This window comes from Bifidobacterium sp. LH_416 (assembly GCF_056357055.1).
In genome coordinates, this window is record NZ_JBKEVJ010000002.1 from 272,853 (window position 1) to 291,665 (window position 18,813).

The 18,813-nt window shown below is 51.7% G+C and carries 17 protein-coding genes; 11 read left to right on the top strand and 6 right to left on the bottom strand.

The genetic code is table 11. The features are described 5' to 3' along the window. The first annotated feature begins 32 nt into the window (after positions 1–32). The 4 genes from AC1AY0_RS05705 to AC1AY0_RS05720 all read left to right on the top strand — a co-directional run bounded on the left by AC1AY0_RS05705 (position 33) and on the right by AC1AY0_RS05720 (position 3,844). Positions 33–1,394, top strand: a complete 1,362-nt coding sequence (locus AC1AY0_RS05705; protein ID WP_476523306.1) for a nucleobase:cation symporter-2 family protein — start codon at positions 33–35, stop codon at positions 1,392–1,394. Between the two features lie 147 nt (positions 1,395–1,541). Continuing rightward, positions 1,542–2,054: a DUF2975 domain-containing protein gene (locus AC1AY0_RS05710; protein WP_476523305.1), complete on the top strand. Its 513-nt coding sequence runs from the start codon at positions 1,542–1,544 to the stop codon at positions 2,052–2,054. Next, positions 2,055–2,276 (top strand): helix-turn-helix domain-containing protein, encoded by a 222-nt coding sequence (locus AC1AY0_RS05715; protein WP_476523303.1) that lies wholly within the window; start codon positions 2,055–2,057, stop codon positions 2,274–2,276. It begins immediately after the preceding gene. An 86-nt stretch (positions 2,277–2,362) separates the two neighbouring features. Then, the gene (locus AC1AY0_RS05720; protein WP_476523302.1) at positions 2,363–3,844 is read left to right on the top strand and encodes an ATP-binding protein; all 1,482 of its coding nucleotides are present in this window, start codon (positions 2,363–2,365) and stop codon (positions 3,842–3,844) included. Positions 3,845–3,892: 48 nt separating this feature from the next. Here AC1AY0_RS05720 and AC1AY0_RS05725 read toward each other — a convergent pair whose 3' ends face one another. From AC1AY0_RS05725 to AC1AY0_RS05735, 3 genes are read right to left on the bottom strand one after another with little or no spacing between them, the layout of a single operon-like run. Further along, a complete protein-coding gene (locus AC1AY0_RS05725; RefSeq protein ID WP_476523301.1) occupies positions 3,893–5,323 on the bottom strand; it encodes an ABC transporter permease in 1,431 nt (476 codons plus the stop codon). Then, positions 5,310–6,569, bottom strand: coding sequence for an ABC transporter permease (locus tag AC1AY0_RS05730; protein ID WP_101626242.1), 1,260 nt, complete (start codon positions 6,567–6,569; stop codon positions 5,310–5,312). The genes AC1AY0_RS05725 and AC1AY0_RS05730 overlap by 14 nt, the downstream gene beginning before the upstream one ends. Positions 6,570–6,600: 31 nt before the next feature. After that, on the bottom strand, positions 6,601–7,599 hold the full coding sequence (locus AC1AY0_RS05735) for an ABC transporter ATP-binding protein (protein WP_101626243.1): 999 nt from the start codon (positions 7,597–7,599) through the stop codon (positions 6,601–6,603). Between the two features lie 93 nt (positions 7,600–7,692). Between AC1AY0_RS05735 and AC1AY0_RS05740 the strand changes: the two genes are divergently transcribed. The 5 genes from AC1AY0_RS05740 (at position 7,693) to AC1AY0_RS05760 (ending at position 10,849) form a co-directional block, all read left to right on the top strand. Next, the gene (locus tag AC1AY0_RS05740; protein WP_207553038.1) at positions 7,693–9,459 is read left to right on the top strand and encodes a tyrosine-type recombinase/integrase; all 1,767 of its coding nucleotides are present in this window, start codon (positions 7,693–7,695) and stop codon (positions 9,457–9,459) included. Positions 9,460–9,556: 97 nt separating this feature from the next. After that, entirely contained in the window at positions 9,557–9,829 is a 273-nt protein-coding gene (locus AC1AY0_RS05745; RefSeq protein ID WP_101626245.1) for a DUF7724 family protein, read from the top strand. Continuing rightward, positions 9,822–10,055 (top strand): DUF7723 family protein, encoded by a 234-nt coding sequence (locus AC1AY0_RS05750; protein ID WP_101626246.1) that lies wholly within the window; start codon positions 9,822–9,824, stop codon positions 10,053–10,055. The genes AC1AY0_RS05745 and AC1AY0_RS05750 overlap by 8 nt, the downstream gene beginning before the upstream one ends. Next, positions 10,048–10,329, top strand: a complete 282-nt coding sequence (locus AC1AY0_RS05755) for a DUF4160 domain-containing protein (protein ID WP_101626247.1) — start codon at positions 10,048–10,050, stop codon at positions 10,327–10,329. Before AC1AY0_RS05750 ends, AC1AY0_RS05755 begins: the two co-directional genes overlap by 8 nt. Before the next feature lie 49 nt (positions 10,330–10,378). Then, complete coding sequence (locus tag AC1AY0_RS05760) at positions 10,379–10,849, top strand: restriction endonuclease subunit S (protein ID WP_207553036.1); 471 nt, start codon at positions 10,379–10,381, stop codon at positions 10,847–10,849. Here the strand turns inward: AC1AY0_RS05760 and AC1AY0_RS05765 are convergent. The 3 genes from AC1AY0_RS05765 to AC1AY0_RS05775 are packed head-to-tail and all read right to left on the bottom strand — an operon-like array spanning position 10,800 to position 16,620. Then, positions 10,800–12,023 (bottom strand): restriction endonuclease subunit S, encoded by a 1,224-nt coding sequence (locus AC1AY0_RS05765; protein WP_207553035.1) that lies wholly within the window; start codon positions 12,021–12,023, stop codon positions 10,800–10,802. The genes AC1AY0_RS05760 and AC1AY0_RS05765 overlap by 50 nt on opposite strands. Next, positions 12,013–13,518, bottom strand: a complete 1,506-nt coding sequence (locus tag AC1AY0_RS05770) for a class I SAM-dependent DNA methyltransferase (protein WP_101626249.1) — start codon at positions 13,516–13,518, stop codon at positions 12,013–12,015. Before AC1AY0_RS05770 ends, AC1AY0_RS05765 begins: the two co-directional genes overlap by 11 nt. 3 nt (positions 13,519–13,521) lie before the next feature. Then, the gene (locus AC1AY0_RS05775; RefSeq protein WP_242689614.1) at positions 13,522–16,620 is read right to left on the bottom strand and encodes a type I restriction endonuclease subunit R; all 3,099 of its coding nucleotides are present in this window, start codon (positions 16,618–16,620) and stop codon (positions 13,522–13,524) included. A 185-nt stretch (positions 16,621–16,805) separates the two neighbouring features. Between AC1AY0_RS05775 and AC1AY0_RS05780 the strand changes: the two genes are divergently transcribed. Both AC1AY0_RS05780 and AC1AY0_RS05785 read left to right on the top strand, forming a co-directional pair. Continuing rightward, complete coding sequence (locus AC1AY0_RS05780; RefSeq protein WP_101626251.1) at positions 16,806–18,155, top strand: sensor histidine kinase; 1,350 nt, start codon at positions 16,806–16,808, stop codon at positions 18,153–18,155. Then, positions 18,152–18,805, top strand: coding sequence for a response regulator transcription factor (locus AC1AY0_RS05785; protein WP_101626252.1), 654 nt, complete (start codon positions 18,152–18,154; stop codon positions 18,803–18,805). Before AC1AY0_RS05780 ends, AC1AY0_RS05785 begins: the two co-directional genes overlap by 4 nt. The last annotated feature ends 8 nt before the right edge of the window (positions 18,806–18,813 follow it).

The following is an 18,813-nucleotide window of genomic DNA, read 5'->3' on the forward strand; positions in this document are numbered from 1 at the left end:
AACTCGATAACTCAATTACATAGAGAAGAAGTATGAGCGAAGAGAAGAAATCCTCCAAAACATCTGATGTCTCGTTTGAGGCCCTGAGTTCACTGGATGCTCCAGTCTCCTTCTGGAAGGGCATTCCGTTCGGCCTGCAGCATGTGATGGCCATGTTCGTTGCAAATCTTGCCCCGATTTTCATCGTGGCATCTGCTGCAAAAATGACGCCGGCCCAGTCCGCCGCAGTCATTCAGGCTGGTCTGCTCGTGGCTGGTCTCGGCACCTGTCTGCAGCTGTATGGTGCATGGCGCATCGGCTCGCGACTGCCTATGGTCACCGGCATTTCCTTCACCTATGTGGCCGCTGCCGTGGCCATTTGCGCGGATAAGGGTTACGGTGCGGTTGTAGGAGCCGTGCTCGTTGGCGGCGTATTGGAATTGGTCCTTGGTTTGACCGCCAAGTATTGGCGTCGATTTGTGCCGCCTATTGTCTCCGCCATTGTGGTCACTTCCATTGGCTTCTCCCTGCTGAACGTAGGTGCCACTTCGTTTGGTGGCGGCTCTGGAGCCAAGGACTTCGGCTCTTGGGAGAATCTGACGCTCGGTCTCATCTCACTGGTGGCTTGCTTGGCTTTCCAGCTGCTGATGAAGGGCACTGCCAAGCAGCTGTCTGTGCTGTTCGGCCTTGTGGTCGGCTACGTAGTGGCTATTTGCATGGGTAAGGTCGATTTCTCCGGATTTCAGAATCTCGCCATTGTTTCTGTGCCGCAGCTGATGCCGTTCAAGCCTGAATTCGACTGGGGTTCCATTATCTCCATCGGTTTGCTGTATGTGGTCTCCTCGGTTGAGGTGCTGGGCGACACCGCTGCCTTGACCAAGGTGGGCCTGAACCGTACGCCGACCGAACGCGAGACCGCTGGCGCCATTGCCGGCGACGGCCTGATCTCCTCGGTTTCCGGCCTGTTCGGCTGCCTGCCGCTCACCTCGTTCGCGCAGAACATCGGTCTCGTGGCTATGACCAAGGTAGTCAATCGCAAGGTGATTCTCTCTGGTGGCTTGATTCTGATTTTGGCGAGCTTTGTGCCTGCAATCGCTGAGGTGTTCAATTCTCTGCCTCAGGCGGTGCTCGGCGGCTGCACCATTATGATGTTCGGCAACATCATTCTTTCCGGCTTCCAGATGATCGCCGAAGCTGGTTTCTCGCAGCGCAACATCACCATTGCGGCTCTTTCCCTGACCATTGGTATCGGCTTTACTCAGGTGAGCGATATCTTCGTTAACTTCCCGGCACTGTTCCAGCAGATCTTCGCCTCGAACTGCATTGCCGTGGCCTTCGTGGTTGCCGTAATCCTCAACGCCGTGCTTCCCAGCGAGGAGCACTTCTTGAGCGCACCAGCAGCGAAAGAAGCATAAGCACAGCCTGAGCGCACCAGCAGCGAAGGAAGAGTACCCCCCACCTTGGCTCCCCTCTTTGAGGGGAGCTTTTTCTATACCTAACCACATTGTTTTTCGATATATAATTATCGAAAAACAGAATTGATTCTTCAGGAGGGAGCTATCATGAAAAACTACATGAATCGTTGGGTTCTTAATGGTCTCAAGGCCATCGTCGTGTTCATATGGTTGGGATGCGTATGGGGTCAGCTATTTGCAGTGCCGGTGTTCAGTGAAGCCATAGCCGGACTATACGCAAGTCAGGCCCCTCTACGTTGGCTGTATCTGGTATTCGGCGAATTATTCCTGGCTTGCGTTGAAATCGCATTTATCGGCGTCTGGCGTTTGTTCTCGCTTTCCGGCTCGGGCACAGTGTTCACCGCTAAAGCACTCCCCTGTGTGAATCTTATCGTTGGTTGCGCGTCCGCTGGCACGGTACTGACTGCAATCGTGTGCGGAATATTTGCAGGTTCCGCTTGGAATGATGCCACGGTGCAAAGCATGGATTATTTCAGCATCATGGCCGTCCTCGGCGTCACCATCGTGGCTGAGATTGGTTTTATTCTGCTGATGATTGTGATGAAAGGGCTGCTGCGCGCCGCTACCGATCAGTCCAACGAACTGGAGCAGGTGATCTGAATGACCATACGCATTAACTTGGATGTGATGATGGCCAAGCGCAAGATTGGCGTGGGCGAATTAGCCGAACAAATCGGCATTACACCGGCCAATGTTTCGATTCTCAAGAACGGTCGTGCCAAAGCCGTGCGTTTCACTACCCTTGATGCCATTTGCCAAGCTCTCGATTGCCAACCTGGAGACATTCTCGAATACGTAGCGGATGAGAATCACGCTTCATGAACTTTTCATGAATTGCGATATATCAGTCACCTTGCCGAGTTGCAACCGCTTATTTGTGCGGCACAATAGTGGCAAAGGAGGCGCTCATGGTTGACGACTACACCGCAAAAATGACCGAACTCATTGAACTGATGCGCATGATCGGCAACGACACCCAGCAGTGCGAGGTCAAGGAATGCAAGCGCCGCATCTCCTCCACCATCACGGATACGCTGTCCGCATTCTCGAATGGTTCCGGTGGCTGGATTATTCTCGGGCTTTCCGAAAAGAACGGATTCACGCCGGTTGAGGATTTCAATGCACGTGCCATGCAGGAAGCCTTAAGCCAGGCCTGCGAAAAGATGACGCCTGTAGTGCGTCCGGTGATCGTCACCTGCCCGTTTGAGGGTGCGAACCTGGTGTTCGCCAGAGTTGATGAAATGCTTCCGCGAGATAAACCCTGCTTCACCACCGCGCTTGGCCCGCACGGCGGCTCGTTCATTCGCACCGGCGACGGCGACCGTCGCATGACCTCCTATGAGGTGGACCGGCTCATCGAAGAGCATTTGCAGCCCACCTACGATTTGGATATCGTGCCGCATGCCACTACTGATGACCTCGACTCTGCGCTGGTTTCCGGATTATTGACTCGTGTGCGCGAACAACATCCTCACGTTTTCGCCGGCAAAGACGGCACTCGCACGCTGCTTGACCTGCAAGTGTTACGCCATGATGATTCCGATGACAGTGAAGTCGGCGGCGTGCTGCGGCCAACGCTCGCTGGATTGTTGGCTTTGGGTCGGTACCCGCAGAAGTATTATCCAAGACTGTCCATCGCCATCGCGGTATTTCCTGGCACTGACCGCGATGAAGTGTTCCGCGGAGATGAACGCCTTGTGGCTGCAAAAACCATTGTGGGACCGATTCCGGTGATGATCAATGATGCGGTGGAATCGCTGATGCAATGGGTTGGCTCCAAGAAACTCGACTATCCTCCAGTGGTATTGCGCGAAGCTATCGCCAATGCGCTTACTCACCGTGACTACTCCCCCGACGCGCGAGGCACGCAAGTGCGTATCAGTGTGTTTACGAACCGTATTGAGATCACCAATCCCGGTGGCTTGTATGGCACGGTGACGCACGACGTGCTCGCCAATCCGAATCCAGTGACCGGAGTGCCGTTTGTTTCCACTCGTAACCAATTCCTGTTCACGTTGTTGGAATCCACTCCGTATCCGGATGGTGGGTTCGTCAATCCGGAAGGTGGCGATGGCCTTCAACGTATCGCCGCAGCATTGCGCGAGGCAGGTATTGAGCCAGCTACCACGCAAAACGATATCAACACGTTCACGATGACCATTACGAAGCAGCGGTCGGCGGAGAACAGCACGCCTAATGACGTTTCCAAGGCGATTATGACGGTGTTGGAGCGTCATTCGGCCATGAGTATCAAGGAAATCATTCGCGAATTGCAGTTGACTCCTCTGGCGGCGACTTCCGGCATGCGTGAATTACTACGAGAAGGTCGGGTCGCCAAGGTGAAGTTCCAAGACGACCCGACCCAACGGTATCGATTGAAAGGCATATAAACCTCAGCCTGTTTGATAGACAGTCAGTCGATACCAACCGCCGATATCTTATGCTTCGACAGGCTCAACGCTGCTCGATGCCACCGCAGCCGGTTTGGAGCGATGGAAACGCCCCGCGGCGAGACCTATGCAGGCAAACGCCAGGATGAACAGCAGCACTATTCCGGTGGCCGAAGCCCATTGGCTCCACTGTGCGCTGCTCGCAGTGCCAACACCGAAAGCATTGTCGATTGCGGTGCAATACCACCATCCCGGTGTCATAGTGGCGAGCGTGACCATTGCGTCCGGCATCATGCTGGCCGGGAATGAGATTCCTGAAGCGAACAGAATCAATAGGCCGAAAATGTTGGCGAAGCCGTTTGCCGCCATATCGGAAGCGCCGAATTCTCCGAGCATGAAACCACAGGCCACGCACATGAGGCTGTACATGCAAATCGAGATGAAAGTCAATACCACGCCGCCTATTGGTAATGACGTGAGGCTGCTGCCCGCCGCCGCAGTGAGCACCAACGCACCGCCGAGGTACGCCACACAAATCAGAAGCGCAAAACCACACAACACCACCGTACGTTTCAGCCCAATCGTCGTCATCACCGGAGACGCCATCAATCTGCGTCGCAGCTCGCCAGTACCGAATACACGTGATACGAGGCTTACACATACGCTGAGAGTGAGGAACAGCGGATACAGTGCGGTTTTCATCGTATCCGCGAATCCAGATGCAACGGGATTCGCCGCATGTGCATCCTGCGCACCCGAAGACATCTCTTCCACAGCAATCGAACGATTGACATCCGAATCATGCGCCATATCAGCGACCCGATTGACGGCGGAACGCATATCCTTCATCGAAAGGTCAGCTAATGTGCCTTCCGGCAACGAATCGATGAAATCCGAACTCATTGTGCCGGAATCATTCATCAATTGTGACCAATCAGTATCATTGCCAAAGCCAGCAGATGCAGCCCACGATGCCATCTCACTGGTATCGGCATGCACATGCTCCCCTATCAGAGCAATGCGTGTCAGCGAAAGGAATCCGTTTACATTCATGCCTCCGATAGTTCCCGCACCTGATGTATAGCTGGTGACGGTCTCCACCGTTGGCATATCACTACCAGACTGTGCAGCATCAAGAAATGCTTGAGCATAACCCTGCGGAATGATAACGATCAGATCCACCCAGTTCGAGGCAACGGCCTGCTGCAATGATTCCGAAGTATCATCAAGCTCAACCAATGTGCCGGATTCGGATAGGTAGCTGCGCAACCCGTCAGCCAGACCGCCTTGGTCATTATCCCGATCAATAACTGCAACATGAACCGTATCAGGCTGATACGTGTCGGTCACCGGCTTGGAAGCAGTGGTGATCTGCGACCAGCTGAGCGTGAACATCATGATGCCCATGAGCACCAAATAGATGATGATGTACGTGCGGTGTGCGACCAGTACGCGCACGGTGGCTTTACAGGTGTTCATAGCGTTGCCTCCTGAGCATGATCACACCGGCCGCGAGGAACACCGCACTCATCGCAAGTAGGATGGCGCAGGTGCGGATGAACGGCTGGTAGCTGTCGTAGTACATAAGCGAGTAGAACAGGTCAGTCACCTGTTGTGCAGGGTTGATAGCAGCAAGCAATGGCGCCTTGCGTGAGATCAGGTCGCTCAGCTCCATGGCGAATCCGCCGTACAGTCCGCTGAACAGAGACAGCGAGCATGCGATGGCGGTGGACATGCCCTGTTTGACACCAGTCGTGAGCTTAGGGATTGCGCCAATCATCGTGCCGAACGCGCAGGTCATGAACGAAGCGATAACCACGGCGAGCACGGCTGCCGGTTCGCGTCCGCCAACTTCGATGCCGCAACCGTAACGGATGTAGGCGAGTGCGATGAGCAAGCAGACGCAGGAGCACAGCCACCCCGCAAGGAATCCGGCTACGAGCTGCTTGGCTCGCCCGAGCGGCGCGACGGTACGGCGGATGCCGAGCGCGGAGAGGTTTGCCTGAGCGGTGGTGACGGTATGAATCATGTACGACATGGCAATCAGACACGCCATGCCCATGAGCGCGTAATAGTATCTCGCCATCACGCTGGGTTTGAAGTTGGTGAGTGTGACCTCCTTGGTAGCGTTCATGGATGCGTTGAGGCCATTCCAGAACGTGCGAGTGATTGGGGCAGTCGGATTGTCCTCAAGCACGGCTTTCACCGTGGCACTGGTGCGGTTGTACTGGTCGAGCACGTTGTCAAGCGCCGAGAGGGAGACATCAAGTCCCGCCTCCTGCGTGCCATTGTTGGCCACGGTCACGGTATCGTCGCTGAGTGTGAGTGCGATTCGTCCATCATTGTCGGCCTTGAGGTAACCGTCGGTGTCGCCTTGGGTTACCAGTTTGCGCGCCTGCGATGTCGAGTCGACCTTGGTGACGTTCAACAGGGTTACGCCGGGATCGATCTTCACGGCATTCGTACCGTTGTCATCGTGAGTCTTGCTCGTATCACTGTTTTTGCCGGACAATGCCGTGATAAGCGTATCCGCACCGATTGCGTTCGTCCAATTCGCGTCTTCGACCACGGCCACGGATACCGGGGTAATGCTCATGGCCTGATCCAGGTTGCCGAACACACCATTGAACATGGTCGCCAGAGCAATTGGGAACACGATGAGCCAGAACAGCGAGCTTTTATCTCTGAGATTCGCTTTCAGTGTGACTATGAATGTGCTCCACATGGCGTTCTCCTTTCCTCGGGCTGGAGGGCCCTTAGTCGCGTAGCGCCTTGCCGGTGAGTTCCAGGAACACGTCGTTGAGGCTCGGCGGCCGGCTGGCCAGGTGTCCAATGTTCGCGCCTGAAGTGCGCAGTACACCGATGAGATCAACGAGGTTGTGCTCACCGCGACGGCAACGCACCTCCAGTTCGCGTCCGTCGTAGGAGGCTTCGATGATGAATGCGAACGCACGTATGGCGGCGAGTGTCTCGTCAGTCAGGTCAAGCGTTTCGATGGTGATGCGTTCGCCGGTGTCAATCATGTTCTTCAGCTCATCGGCTGTGCCGAGCGCCAGATGCCGACCGTGGTCCATGATGAGGATGCGGTCGCAGATTTGTTCGACTTCCTCCATGTAGTGACTGGTGTAGATCACGGTGGCGCCGGCCTTGTTGAGCTTCTGGATACCTTCGAGTATCGCGTTGCGGCTCTGCGGGTCGACTGCTACGGTGGGTTCGTCGAAGAAGATCAAATCGGGCTTGTGCGCTATGCCGCAGGCGATGTTGAGTCGTCGCAGCAAGCCTCCTGAGAGTTTGCCGGGGCGGAATTTGCGGAAGTCTTGCAACCCGGCGAATTCGATGGCCTCTTCGACCAGAGGTGCGCGGTCGGCTTTCTTCGGCACATACAGTGAGCAGAAGTAGTCGATGTTCTCGGTCACAGTCAGCTCGTTGAATACGGCCACATTCTGCGGCACGATGCCGATGCGACGCTTTAGCGCATAGCTGGTGGGAGTCATCGGCTCGCCGAATACACGGACCGTACCGGAATCATAGGTAAGCAACGCCAGAATGCAGTTGATGGCCGTGGTTTTGCCTGAGCCGTTGGGTCCTAGCAGGCCAAAGATTTCACCTTGCCTCACGTCGAGATCAAAGTAGTCGAGCGCCACCATATCGCCATAGCGTTTGACCAGCTGACTCACATGAACCGCGGGAACGGCTGACTGAGTGGCCTGGGCAGTCTGAATGGTTTGAGTGGTTGCAGTGGTTTCGTTTGCCATAATCACTCCCTTCCTTGGATAGCTCCATCATCCCAATCGCAAGCACATGAAACCAGCCACATTCGTCACGAGTCCCAGCAAAAGCCATGACATTTGTCACCAGATGTAGCAAACGGCCATTTGTTGGAAATTGGACAAAGCATATTCGATGAAAAGCTCAAGCTCTGTGATCTCACTGAAGGAAACGTAGGTTTACTTGGTGATATAGCGGAAGGTAATCCTCGACGGCAATTGAGCAAAGGGGAGATAGCTAAATATATTGATATGAGCAGTCTGTCTACTACAGGGTCATATCCCAGTGGATGGATTGAGAAAGCTTATAACGGTGGAATGCGATTCGCCAATGGTGACACGCTTCTTGCTCGGATTACTCCATGTTTGGAAAACGGTAAAGCGTCCTATGTCAATTTTCTCAACGAAAGTGAAGTGGCTTTTGGCTCAACAGAATACATTATTTTAACTGGCAAAGATGGAATCTCGAACGAGATTTTCTATTTTTTGGTGCGCAACAGCAACTTCATTGAATATATGGTTGGACATATGAATGGTAGTAGCGGCAGGCAACGGGTCTCTGTGAAGGATGCGTTGAACTATCCAATTCATATTCCCGAAGGTAAAACTCTAAAGGCAATTGGGCAAAGATTATCCATGTTATTAAATAGCGTAAGCGCAAATTCCAAGCAGATTAAAAAACTGTCACAACTACGTGATGCGCTGCTGCCCAAGCTTATGTCCGGTGAGATTGATGTGTCGAAGGTTGAACTGCCTACACCGCTAGAACAAAACTCTGCGACAAATGGCCGTTTGTCTGCCCGCCGCTTCGTTTTTTCTGTGGCTCGCATTATGCATGCAGTATTCGTACATGCATTGAGCGAAAGGTCCCACATGATAGGAAACAACACCATCGAATCAATCCTGAAGGCCATGCAGAACACGTTGGATGCGCGACAGCTCAAACAGCTCAAAAGCGTACTGTCGGTCAACCTCAACACAGAAACAATTCCCGATAACGACAATGAAGCCAACGAATTGCTGAATTCCTTTCTTACCGCCAAGGAACTTGAAGGATGCAGCGAGCGCACGTTGAAATACTATGATTCAACACTTACACATTACTTAAAAGAAACCTTTGTTCCGCTGCCTCAAGTGGATACCGAACAGCTTCGAACCTATCTCGCCGAATACCAAACGACGCATACCGTGGGGAAAGTCACGGTAGACAATATTCGTCGTATTCTTTCCACGTTTTTCTCATGGTTAGAGGATGAGGATTATATCGTCAAAAGCCCCGCACGTAAGATACGCCGCGTGAAAGCTCCAATCAGAGTCAAGGAAACCATCTCGGATGAAGACATGGAGCGTTTACGAGACGGCTGCGAAACGCCGCGCGATCTCGCTATGATCGACTTGCTTTCCTCCACTGGCATGCGAGTCGGCGAATTAGTGAAGCTCGACCGTAACAGCATCAACCTCATTGAACGCGAATGTATTGTGCAAGGTAAAGGCAACAAGGAACGAAAAGCATACTTCGATGCCAGAGCCAAGCTACATCTTGAAGAATACCTGCAAGGTCGTAACGACGATAACCCTGCCCTATTCGTCAGTCTCAGCGGCGACCACGAACGCATTGCCATCTGTTCCGTGGAAAGCCGGCTTCGTTCTCTCGGCAGAAAGCTGCAACTTCCCCGCATACACCCACATAAGTTCCGACGTACTATGGCCACCAATGCTATAAACCGCGGCATGCCAGTGGAACAGGTTCAGAAACTACTTGGACATGTCAAGATAGACACCACCATGCAATACGCATTGGTCAGCCAAAGCAACGTGAAAGCATCGCATCGAAAGTATCTGGGGTAATCAGCATTGTTCTTCTATAATCGAAACCAGCATGACTCAACTTGGTAAAGCTGGAAGGAGAAGCACTTTGGTCTCATCACTAAACAGCCCAAAGCAAATGACCGATACGGCATATCTCAGTTCAGAGAACGGCTTTACTGTGTTTGAATACTGCAAGGCTCGTATTCGGTTCCGCGCTCCTTACTCGTTGGAACGATATACCAATGTCAAGCAATGGGATAACGGATACCTCGTGGTGGATGCAAAATACAAGCACAACACCGAGCCAGAAGAGGAATACATCGATTTGGCACCAATATTGAACGATCTGTACATTGATGCCGATCATTTCCTACAGCCGATCAAGAAAGTTGAGGTAGCTCATGCCTGATATTGCTTCAATTGCCAGCAGCGCAGGAATGATTGTGAACGGTTATGCGTTTACTGACACCGACAACGGGCATATTAAAGTGTTGAATCTCAACGATCCTGGCTCGGCCCTAGTGCTAGACCGTGAAGGCAATGTACTTGAGACTAGCATGGACGATATAGAGGTCGGTATCGTTCAGGGATATTACCGAAACAACAAGGAGTTTCTGGAGGCCGACCATGCCTAAGTACTTCCAATTCATGGTCGCCGGATATTACCTGTATTTCACATCATTCTGTGTCATCGAATGCATGCACGTACACGCCAGCGACACCAAACTCACTGAATCAGGCTCCGCGAAATTCTTCGTCAAATCCAATGGCGACACCACGCTTGAGCGACAAGGCAGACTGACCGCAAAGGAAGTCTCTGTAATTCAGAAATTTATCAAGAAGAACTATCGGGAGATGTACCTCAGGTGGAAGGAATACAGCACCGAGGACTTCTACGGACAGGCTTGATTACAACACACAAATAACGATAGGTATGCAATCAATGACATGGCGAAGCATGGCGCTTGGCGAGGCAATCACACTCAAGCGTGGATACGATCTGCCTTCAAAGAAACGAGTCAAAGGTAAGGTCCCTGTTTATTCGTCTTCAGGACGTTCTGGGGTTCACAATGAGGCCGCAGTACACGGGCCAGGAGTAATCACCGGACGATACGGCACCATCGGTGAAGTTTTCTATGCGACAGATAACTATTGGCCGCTAAACACCACTCTGTATGTCTCCGATTTCAAGGGGAATTACCCACACTTTATTTACTACCTACTGAAAACTATCAATTGGAACAATTACACAACAGCGAGCGCGGTTCCGGGCATCAACCGAAACCACGTTCACCATTGTGTAGTCACCATTCCCGATCTCACGACGCAGCATAAGATCGCCTATGTTCTAGGAACATACGATCAACAGATTGACTGTCTTACTCGGACAAACGGCCATTTGTTTGAACGATTTGTTCTGGCGTCGTAGGCAATTCGATCTTCGATACATCGATCTCACCAGACATGAGTTTGAGCAGCAGCGCATCACGCAGTTGCGCCAAAGCAGCGATTTCATTTTCGTTGTTCTTAATCGCATCCAACAAGGGTCCAGCGTATGAACTGAATGATCGTGCTTGCTCAGCTGAAGGAATCGGGGCAGCAAAATGACGCATAGCCCTACCAGACACTTCAACAAAAGTGGTACCGGAACCCGCCTTTTCAATCTCCTTTGCATTGTCCCTCAGGAAGCAGAAGACGAATGCCGTGCCGATGTTATCGGATGGTACAACCGATTTAAAGCCCTGGTTAGTGCATACTTCCTTCGCTGCAATCGCAACATATCCAACTGGAGCGCGCGAACTAAATAAGACCGAACCAGCAGGCATCAGTTTTGTACTACAGGATTGATGGCCAGCATCAGTAATATCCGTTGCGCCATGCTCAATGAATATATTTGTTGTATTAGAAAGATCTTTAGGCGTCACCCAGCTAATACCGGAAGTCGTGAAGAACTCTTCTCGCTTTTTTGATGGAGTTGCACCACCAACCACTGTGCCCAAGTCCTCAATGCAGCCATACGTGTCAATGGAATTGATGACGTTACGATATTCCGTCATTAGCAACTCCAACAAATGGCCGTTTGTCTGAGTGAGACAAGTACGTAACTTCTGCATGGAATCCAGGCAGACAACAATACGCTTGCGAACGGTCTTATCAGGCCACCAAACTGGCATTTCAGAAAGATAATTCATATCTATCTTCCCCGCGCCAATGCCCGTCATCTCCAGATTTTGTGAAATTACACTACGCTGGGATTGGAGCCAGAAATATAGATATCGCGCATCATCGTGATCAGGTACACTTAAGCGCTTTATATCCTGATTAAAAGCCATAGCTTTATCGACCCAAATAATAGGAATTCTCTTAAATAGCCCACTACCCCTTACAAGAAGAAGAATATCTCCTGGCTTAGCCATACAACTTCCAGCAGATACACCTTCATTTGTAATATAGAGCATTGAACTATTAAGGGAATCTGCATCCATAGATTTTGCACTCACCCACGGTATATCACCATTCCAATACTCAGGATGGTTCTTTGATGGAGTTCCCCCGGAGCTTATAGAAGCAATATCAGATAAATAAATCCAGTTAGAGTCCATACCCAATCGCCTCCAGGTTCTTCTTGATTTCGGCTTGCAGGCGGTTGGACTCCTCGAAGCACTTGGCGAGTTCACCAGTCAGACGCTTCATCTTCTCATCGAATGGCTCATCGTCCTCTTCTTGCTCAGCAATGCCGACATAGCGGCCGGGAGTAAGAATGTAATCCTGCTTGGCAATGTCTTCGATAGACACTACGGCGGAGAAGCCCTTCTCCTCTTCCAGCGTTCCGTCACGAAACGTATCGAACGTGGACGCAATCTTCTGAATGTCCTCATCGGTCAGCGTGCGCTGTGAACGGCTGATCATCGTACCCATGTTGCGAGCATCTACGAACAGCGTCTTGGAATCAGCAGGACGCCCTTTGCGCAGGAACCATAGGCACACTGGAATCTGCGTGGAGAAGAACAGCTGCGTTGGCATCGCAACAATACCCTCCACCAGTCCGGCGTTGACGATGTTCTTGCGAATCTCTCCTTCATTGTTCGTCTGCGACGATAGCGAGCCATTGGCGAGCACTAAGCCGATACGGCCAGACTGCGACAGGTGGTGAATCATGTGCTGCATCCATGCGAAGTTCGCATTGCCTTCAGGCGGCACACCGTATTCCCAGCGTGGATCGTCCTTGAGCTTGTCGCCGCCCCAATCGGACAGGTTAAATGGTGGATTGGCGAGAATGTAGTCAAACCGTTCAGTGCGATGTAGATCGTTGAAGAACGTGTCATCGTTTTTCGGGCCAAGATCGGCATCGATACCACGAATGGCAAGGTTCATCGTGGCCATCTTCCACGTTGTTGGGTTCGACTCCTGACCATAGACGGAGATGTTGTTAATGTTGCCCTGATGGTTGCGCACAAACTCAAAGGACTGTACAAACATGCCACCCGAGCCGCACGCCGGGTCATAGACGCGCCCTTTGAATGGTTCAAGCACATTGACCAGCGTCTTCACCACGCACTTCGGCGTGTAGAATTCACCAGCATTCTTACCCTCCTGCGATGCAAACTGCGACAGGCAGTATTCATACGTGCGGCCGAGCAAATCATGGGTGTCTCCATTCTCAGCCATCTTCACGTTGGTAAACAGGTCGACCACTTCCCCGAGCCGGCGCTTGTCCAGTTCAGGACGTGCGAAGTTCTTGGGCAGCACGCCCTTGAGTTTCTTGTTCTCCTGCTCGATGAGCCTCATTGATTCATCGATGACCTTACCGACTTCAGGAGTGTGCGCGGCCGCAGCCACGACTTCCCAACGGGCTTCTTTCGGTACCCAGAAGATGTTCTCGGACGTGTACTCGTCACGGTCTTCCTCGAATCCTTCGCCTTCAACCACCAATTCGGCGTGCTTCGCCTCAAAGTTGTCAGAAACATACTTCAGGAAAATCAAGCCAAGAACGACATTCTTATATTCCGAAGGGTCGATGTTGCCACGCAATTTGCAGGCCGCATCCCAAATCTGCTCCTCGAAGCCGAGGGCTTTGGTGCTTGTCTTTTTCGCCATGAATCAGTTTCCCTCTCCGTAGTCAACCCACAACTCGCACTGCTGCATCACCGTCTCGATGGCCTCCGGCACTTCGTCCGGCGGATACTTATGCTTCTTCAGCAATCGTTTGATTGACTTACGCATGCGAGCGCGGGCATCTTCTTTCTTCTGCCAGTCTATCGTGCGGTTCTTGCGCAACGTGTCAGTCAGCTCTCGGGTGATAGCAACCAGCTCATCGTTCTCGTAGAAATCCTTGATAGCTTGTGGCTTGGTCAGCGCATCATAAAAGGCAAGCTCTTCATCATCCAGACCAAGCGTCTTACCTTCCTGTCGCGCGGCCATGATTTCCTTGGCCATATCCAACAGCTGTTGTATGACCTCGGCGTTGGTGAGCATGCCGTTGAGGTACGCATTAACCGATTGCTGCAGCATTTCTGAGAACTTTCCGGCCATGACCACGCTCTTCTTACGATATGCCTTGACTTGATCGTCAATCAGCTTGCGCAACAATTCCATCGCAAGATTCTTCTGCTTCATCTGTGCGACTTCGGCAAGGAACGATTCATCAAACAGCGAGACCTCAACTGTCCGGTCTTCGAACAGATCGATAACGCCTTCGTTATGTACGCCTTGCTCCATGATGGCGGCGATTTGCTTGTTAATCTCCTTCAAAGACATACGCGGGTTGCCTGGATTGACGTTCAGCACTTTCAGCATCTGCGTACGCAACACATCGATGTACGCTTCTTCGATCTTCAGTTCATCAGCAACCATGCTGCGGCATAAACCAAATGCTTGGGCCATCTCCTTGGCACACTTGATAAAGTCCTTACGATCTTTCTCCCGCTCGGGATCAAGTAAGTAATCCGCACCATCCGCAATGGCTTCAGCCATCTGTTCAGCAGAATTGGTATGGATTCGATTCTGATAATCCAAACCATGCAGAAAGTCTCGGCACGCACTCAGTTTGTCGAGGAACAACGGATATGCGGTGTCGGCCACATTCATATCGCCATAGCGTTCCCGATCACGCTTCGTGTAATCGTGCATAGCGCGTTTCAGAGCTCCGGCAATGCCGATGTAGTCGACGATCAGACCGCCTTCCTTGCCCTTGTACACACGGTTCACACGAGCAATAGCTTGCATCAGATTATGCCCCTTCATGGGCTTGTAGACGTACATCGTAGACAGCGATGGCACGTCGAACCCGGTCAGCCACATATCCACAACAATGGCGATTTTGAACGGGCTATCATCATCCTTGAATTCTTTAGCCAGCTCCAGTTTGTGCGCTTTGTTGCCGATAATCTTGTGCCATTCCTCAGGGTCCTGATTAGAAGAGGTCATGACCACATGCACTTTGTCTTTCCACTGCGGGCGCAGTTCAAGGAACTTCTCGTACATGCGCATGGCGATGGTCCGCGAATAAGCAACAACCAATGCCTTACCCGTCAGCTCATCAGCACGATTCTCCTCATAGTGGTTCACGATGTCGCGACACAACGAATCAATGGTCTCAGGTGCTCCCAGCACACTGTCCATCGTCGCCAAGTCACGTTTACTACGATCGATAGCCATCTCATCGGCATCATCCGAGATGTTCTCGTACTGCTCATCCAATTCGCGGAGTATGTTCTCATCCAGCTTGAGCGAAACCACACGACTCTCATAGAACACCGGACGAGTGGCACCGTCCTCGACCGATTGGGTCATGTCATACACGTCCACGTAATCACCGAATATCTCACGCGTGGACTTGTCCTGTGTCTCAATCGGAGTACCGGTAAATCCTATATAGGAAGCATTCGGCAGTGCCTGGCGCACCTTTAAAGCATCACCAATCGAACGAGTACCATCTGTATGAAGTTTCACCTCCAACCCGTACTGGCTGCGGTGAGCCTCATCAGCCATGACCACGATGTTATGCCTCTCGGATAAGGGTTCATCGGATTCGCTGAATTTCTGCATCGTCGTGAATACGATGCCGTTCGCCTGCCGATTATCCAACAGTTCGATCAGATTCTCGCGACTTTCCGCCTGTTGAGGAATCTGGCGCAAGAAATCCGAGCATTTAGCGAACTGACCATATAACTGTCCATCCAAATCAGTGCGATCAGTAGTCACGACAATCGTTGGACTGTTCACCTGTTCAGCCAGCAAATGCGCATAGAAGACCATCGACAATGATTTACCGGAACCCTGAGTATGCCAAAACACGCCAGCTTTGCCGTCGTTGTTCATAGCATGCAAAGTACTCTCTACTGCCTTATGAACACCGAAGTACTGATGATATGCCGCGAGAATTTTCGCGGTTCCTTCTTCTGACTTGGAGAAACAGATGAAATTCCGAAGAATATCAAGCAATCGTTCTTTCGGAAACATACCATCAAGCAAGGTAGTCCATCGAACAGCTATCTTGTTAGCAATCTTTGAATAGTCACCATCAGCCGTCTTCCATTGCATGAAGCGATCTTCATTGGCCGTAATAGTTCCCACACGAGTGTCACTCATGTCGGTCATCACGCAAAACGCGTTGTACGTGAACAGCGAAGGAATGACCTTCATATAGTTTCTCAGCTGCAGATAGGCGTCCGAAGCATCAACGTTCTCACGTGACGGCGATTTCAGCTCGAATACCACCAGTGGCATACCGTTGATAAAGACGATAATGTCAGGTCGTTTTTCTTCAAACTCAACGTATGTCCATTGATTGACTACGTTGAACGCGTTCCGTTCCGGATGGTCGAAATCAATTATTCGTACATGGTCTGTGTCCATTTTCTCTCCGTCGAAGAACGACACTTCAACACCGGACTGGAGATAGTCCATGAATTGGATATTGCGGGACAGCAGATCCACTCCCTCGATATCTGTTACCTTACGCACAGCCTCAGCAAGAGCAGAAGGGTGCGCTTTCGGATTGATACGATGTAAACAATCTTCCAATACTCCCGGCAACAGAGCATCACGATATAACTCATTCGTACGGTTTATATCCGGACCGTATAGCCATTCATACCCCAGCGACTGCAAACGCTGAATAACTGCATGTTCAAACATTGCTTCATCAAAGGAAGAGATATTGTTATCGCTTTCCAACTTGGACAAATGGTCAGTCATCGTCATAATCCTCTTTGCCCCTTTGCACGCTGAATACTTACCGGAAACACCAAACCATGCTACTATCTGGCAGATTATTTTGTTTGGTTCAACGCGAACCGTAAGAAGAAGCTCATGGCTATAAGCCAACGCCATTCCATACGGGTACTCTAGGCTATACAGGTGAATGTTTGGCAGGAGGGGCCATGCGGACGATGATTGAGAAGGGGCTGTTGCTGGTGTTCAGCTTGGCTCTGATGCTCACATCATCTTTGGTCGCCGATTCTGGTTCATCATACGCGTATGCTTCAAACCATTATGTAGGACTTATTGCCGGTATGCTGATTGCTATATCCGCCACTGGGTTATCCGAATGGCTGGCACGGCATGCTTGGGCCTGGCTGCCGGCATGCTGCTATGCCTTTGCCTCAACGGTATTGCCATTGTGGATTATGTTTCTGCCGGTGATTAGTTATGATGCAGCGAAAACCACGAAGCCACTCCCCTCGCTGATTCACGCACTTTCCCACACATCGATACCAAAACGAACATCTTCACCAACGGCTATGCCATCGGCAGCTTCACCACCCGCACCATCGAATCAGCGTGTGCTGCTTATAGGCAATGCAATATCGCGATGGTTGTGGTTGGTATCGATTGCCGCTGCGTTTGGACAAGCCTATTTTGGCGGAAATGCTTGGACTGGTACATTCTCCATCCGCATCTTTGTGATTGTTACTGGAGCATGTGCACTGGGATTCGCGCTAGGTTGCCGCGCAAAAAGAGAAGCCGCGTTACGTCATATGTTGCGTGTGATGCAGGACCACGAAAGACAATCGGTTCGCGTCCATCGGCTACGGCTTGCTGATATAGACGAGGAACGCGCGCAATCGATTCGCATGGCCACGCTCGGTGAACGCACACGTATCGCCCGCGAAATCCACGACAATGTGGGCCATCTATTGACGCGTGCCATTATGCAGGCGCAGGCCGGCAAAGCGGTGGCCGATGCCACTAATGATGCAATCGCCGCACAAAACTTTGCCGCATTAAGCGGCACGCTCGATGATGCGATGACAATGGTGCGCAGGTCCGTACATGATCTGGAGGATGATGGCACAGATTTTGCTGCGCAAATCAAGGATGCGGTCGCATCATTTGACGGCATCTCCGCAGGTTTCTCAGTGCGCTTGATTAATGATATTGCCGCTGCACCCGCACCGGTATCCCGTTGTTTGGCCACGGTGATTCGAGAGTCGTTAACGAATGTGGTGCGGCATAGCGAGGCGCAAAGTGCCAATGTGACATTGCGCAATTTTCCAGCGTTCTGGCAACTGGTAGTACAAGATGATGGCCCGGCAAAGCATGCATCGAACATAAGCGGCCCCACAATCCAAATCAGTCATGAATTGCCGCGTGGTATGGGATTAGCCGACATCGATTCGCGTGTGCGTGCCATTGGAGGCACGGCAACATGCGGACCGTACAATCAGGGCTGGAGGGTGTTCGTTTCCATTCCCAAGCAACCGTGGATGAAGGAGACCAGAAATCAATGAGAATTGCCATCACAGATGATGATCCCATTGTCTGCCAATCCTTGGCGACTATTCTTTCCGCTACGAACGCGGCCGATGTGCTGTGGACTGCAAATGACGGCGATGCCGCAGTAACCAACTATTTCGCATCTCCGGCGAATCACCCGGATATTCTGCTCATTGACATTCAAATGCCCGGCAAGGATGGCCTCGCAGCGGCCCGCGAAATCCTTAAGAAAGATCCCGCAGCTCGTATTCTGTTTTTGACCACATTCGCGGATCAATCATATATTGCGCAGGCAATGGCACTGGGCGCCAAAGGGTACCTGATTAAACAGGATGTGACTGCGGTTGGACCGGCATTGCAGGCGGTGATGGCCGGTCAGGTGGTGCTTGGCGCGGAAGTACTGGGGAAGCTGACCAGCAGCCAAGCAAGCGCAACCGCTGATGATTCAGCCCACGAGTCCGGTGAATCCATCGAACAACTACTCAATAAGAAGGAACAAGTGATTGCTTCTCTGGTGGCGCAAGGTTTGGACAATCGGGATATCGCCGCGCAGCTGAGCTTGAGCGAAGGTACCGTGCGCAATCGAATCAGCGCGATATTAGACAAACTCGGGCTCACGAATCGCACTCAATTGGCTATTGAGTGGATTCGTGAGCACCGGTGAGCCGATAA

Coding starts and splice junctions, on each gene's coding strand:
- AC1AY0_RS05710 (WP_476523305.1), top strand. CDS start 1,542: ATGAAAAACTACATGAATCGTTGGGTTCTTAATGGTCTCAAGGCCATC.
- AC1AY0_RS05780 (WP_101626251.1), top strand. CDS start 16,806: ATGCGGACGATGATTGAGAAGGGGCTGTTGCTGGTGTTCAGCTTGGCT.
- AC1AY0_RS05770 (WP_101626249.1), bottom strand. CDS start 13,518: ATGGCGAAAAAGACAAGCACCAAAGCCCTCGGCTTCGAGGAGCAGATT.
- AC1AY0_RS05730 (WP_101626242.1), bottom strand. CDS start 6,569: ATGTGGAGCACATTCATAGTCACACTGAAAGCGAATCTCAGAGATAAA.
- AC1AY0_RS05715 (WP_476523303.1), top strand. CDS start 2,055: ATGACCATACGCATTAACTTGGATGTGATGATGGCCAAGCGCAAGATT.
- AC1AY0_RS05775 (WP_242689614.1), bottom strand. CDS start 16,620: ATGACTGACCATTTGTCCAAGTTGGAAAGCGATAACAATATCTCTTCC.
- AC1AY0_RS05750 (WP_101626246.1), top strand. CDS start 9,822: ATGCCTGATATTGCTTCAATTGCCAGCAGCGCAGGAATGATTGTGAAC.
- AC1AY0_RS05755 (WP_101626247.1), top strand. CDS start 10,048: ATGCCTAAGTACTTCCAATTCATGGTCGCCGGATATTACCTGTATTTC.
- AC1AY0_RS05735 (WP_101626243.1), bottom strand. CDS start 7,599: ATGGCAAACGAAACCACTGCAACCACTCAAACCATTCAGACTGCCCAG.
- AC1AY0_RS05765 (WP_207553035.1), bottom strand. CDS start 12,023: ATGGACTCTAACTGGATTTATTTATCTGATATTGCTTCTATAAGCTCC.
- AC1AY0_RS05725 (WP_476523301.1), bottom strand. CDS start 5,323: ATGAACACCTGTAAAGCCACCGTGCGCGTACTGGTCGCACACCGCACG.
- AC1AY0_RS05705 (WP_476523306.1), top strand. CDS start 33: ATGAGCGAAGAGAAGAAATCCTCCAAAACATCTGATGTCTCGTTTGAG.
- AC1AY0_RS05745 (WP_101626245.1), top strand. CDS start 9,557: ATGACCGATACGGCATATCTCAGTTCAGAGAACGGCTTTACTGTGTTT.
- AC1AY0_RS05760 (WP_207553036.1), top strand. CDS start 10,379: ATGGCGCTTGGCGAGGCAATCACACTCAAGCGTGGATACGATCTGCCT.
- AC1AY0_RS05785 (WP_101626252.1), top strand. CDS start 18,152: ATGAGAATTGCCATCACAGATGATGATCCCATTGTCTGCCAATCCTTG.
- AC1AY0_RS05720 (WP_476523302.1), top strand. CDS start 2,363: ATGGTTGACGACTACACCGCAAAAATGACCGAACTCATTGAACTGATG.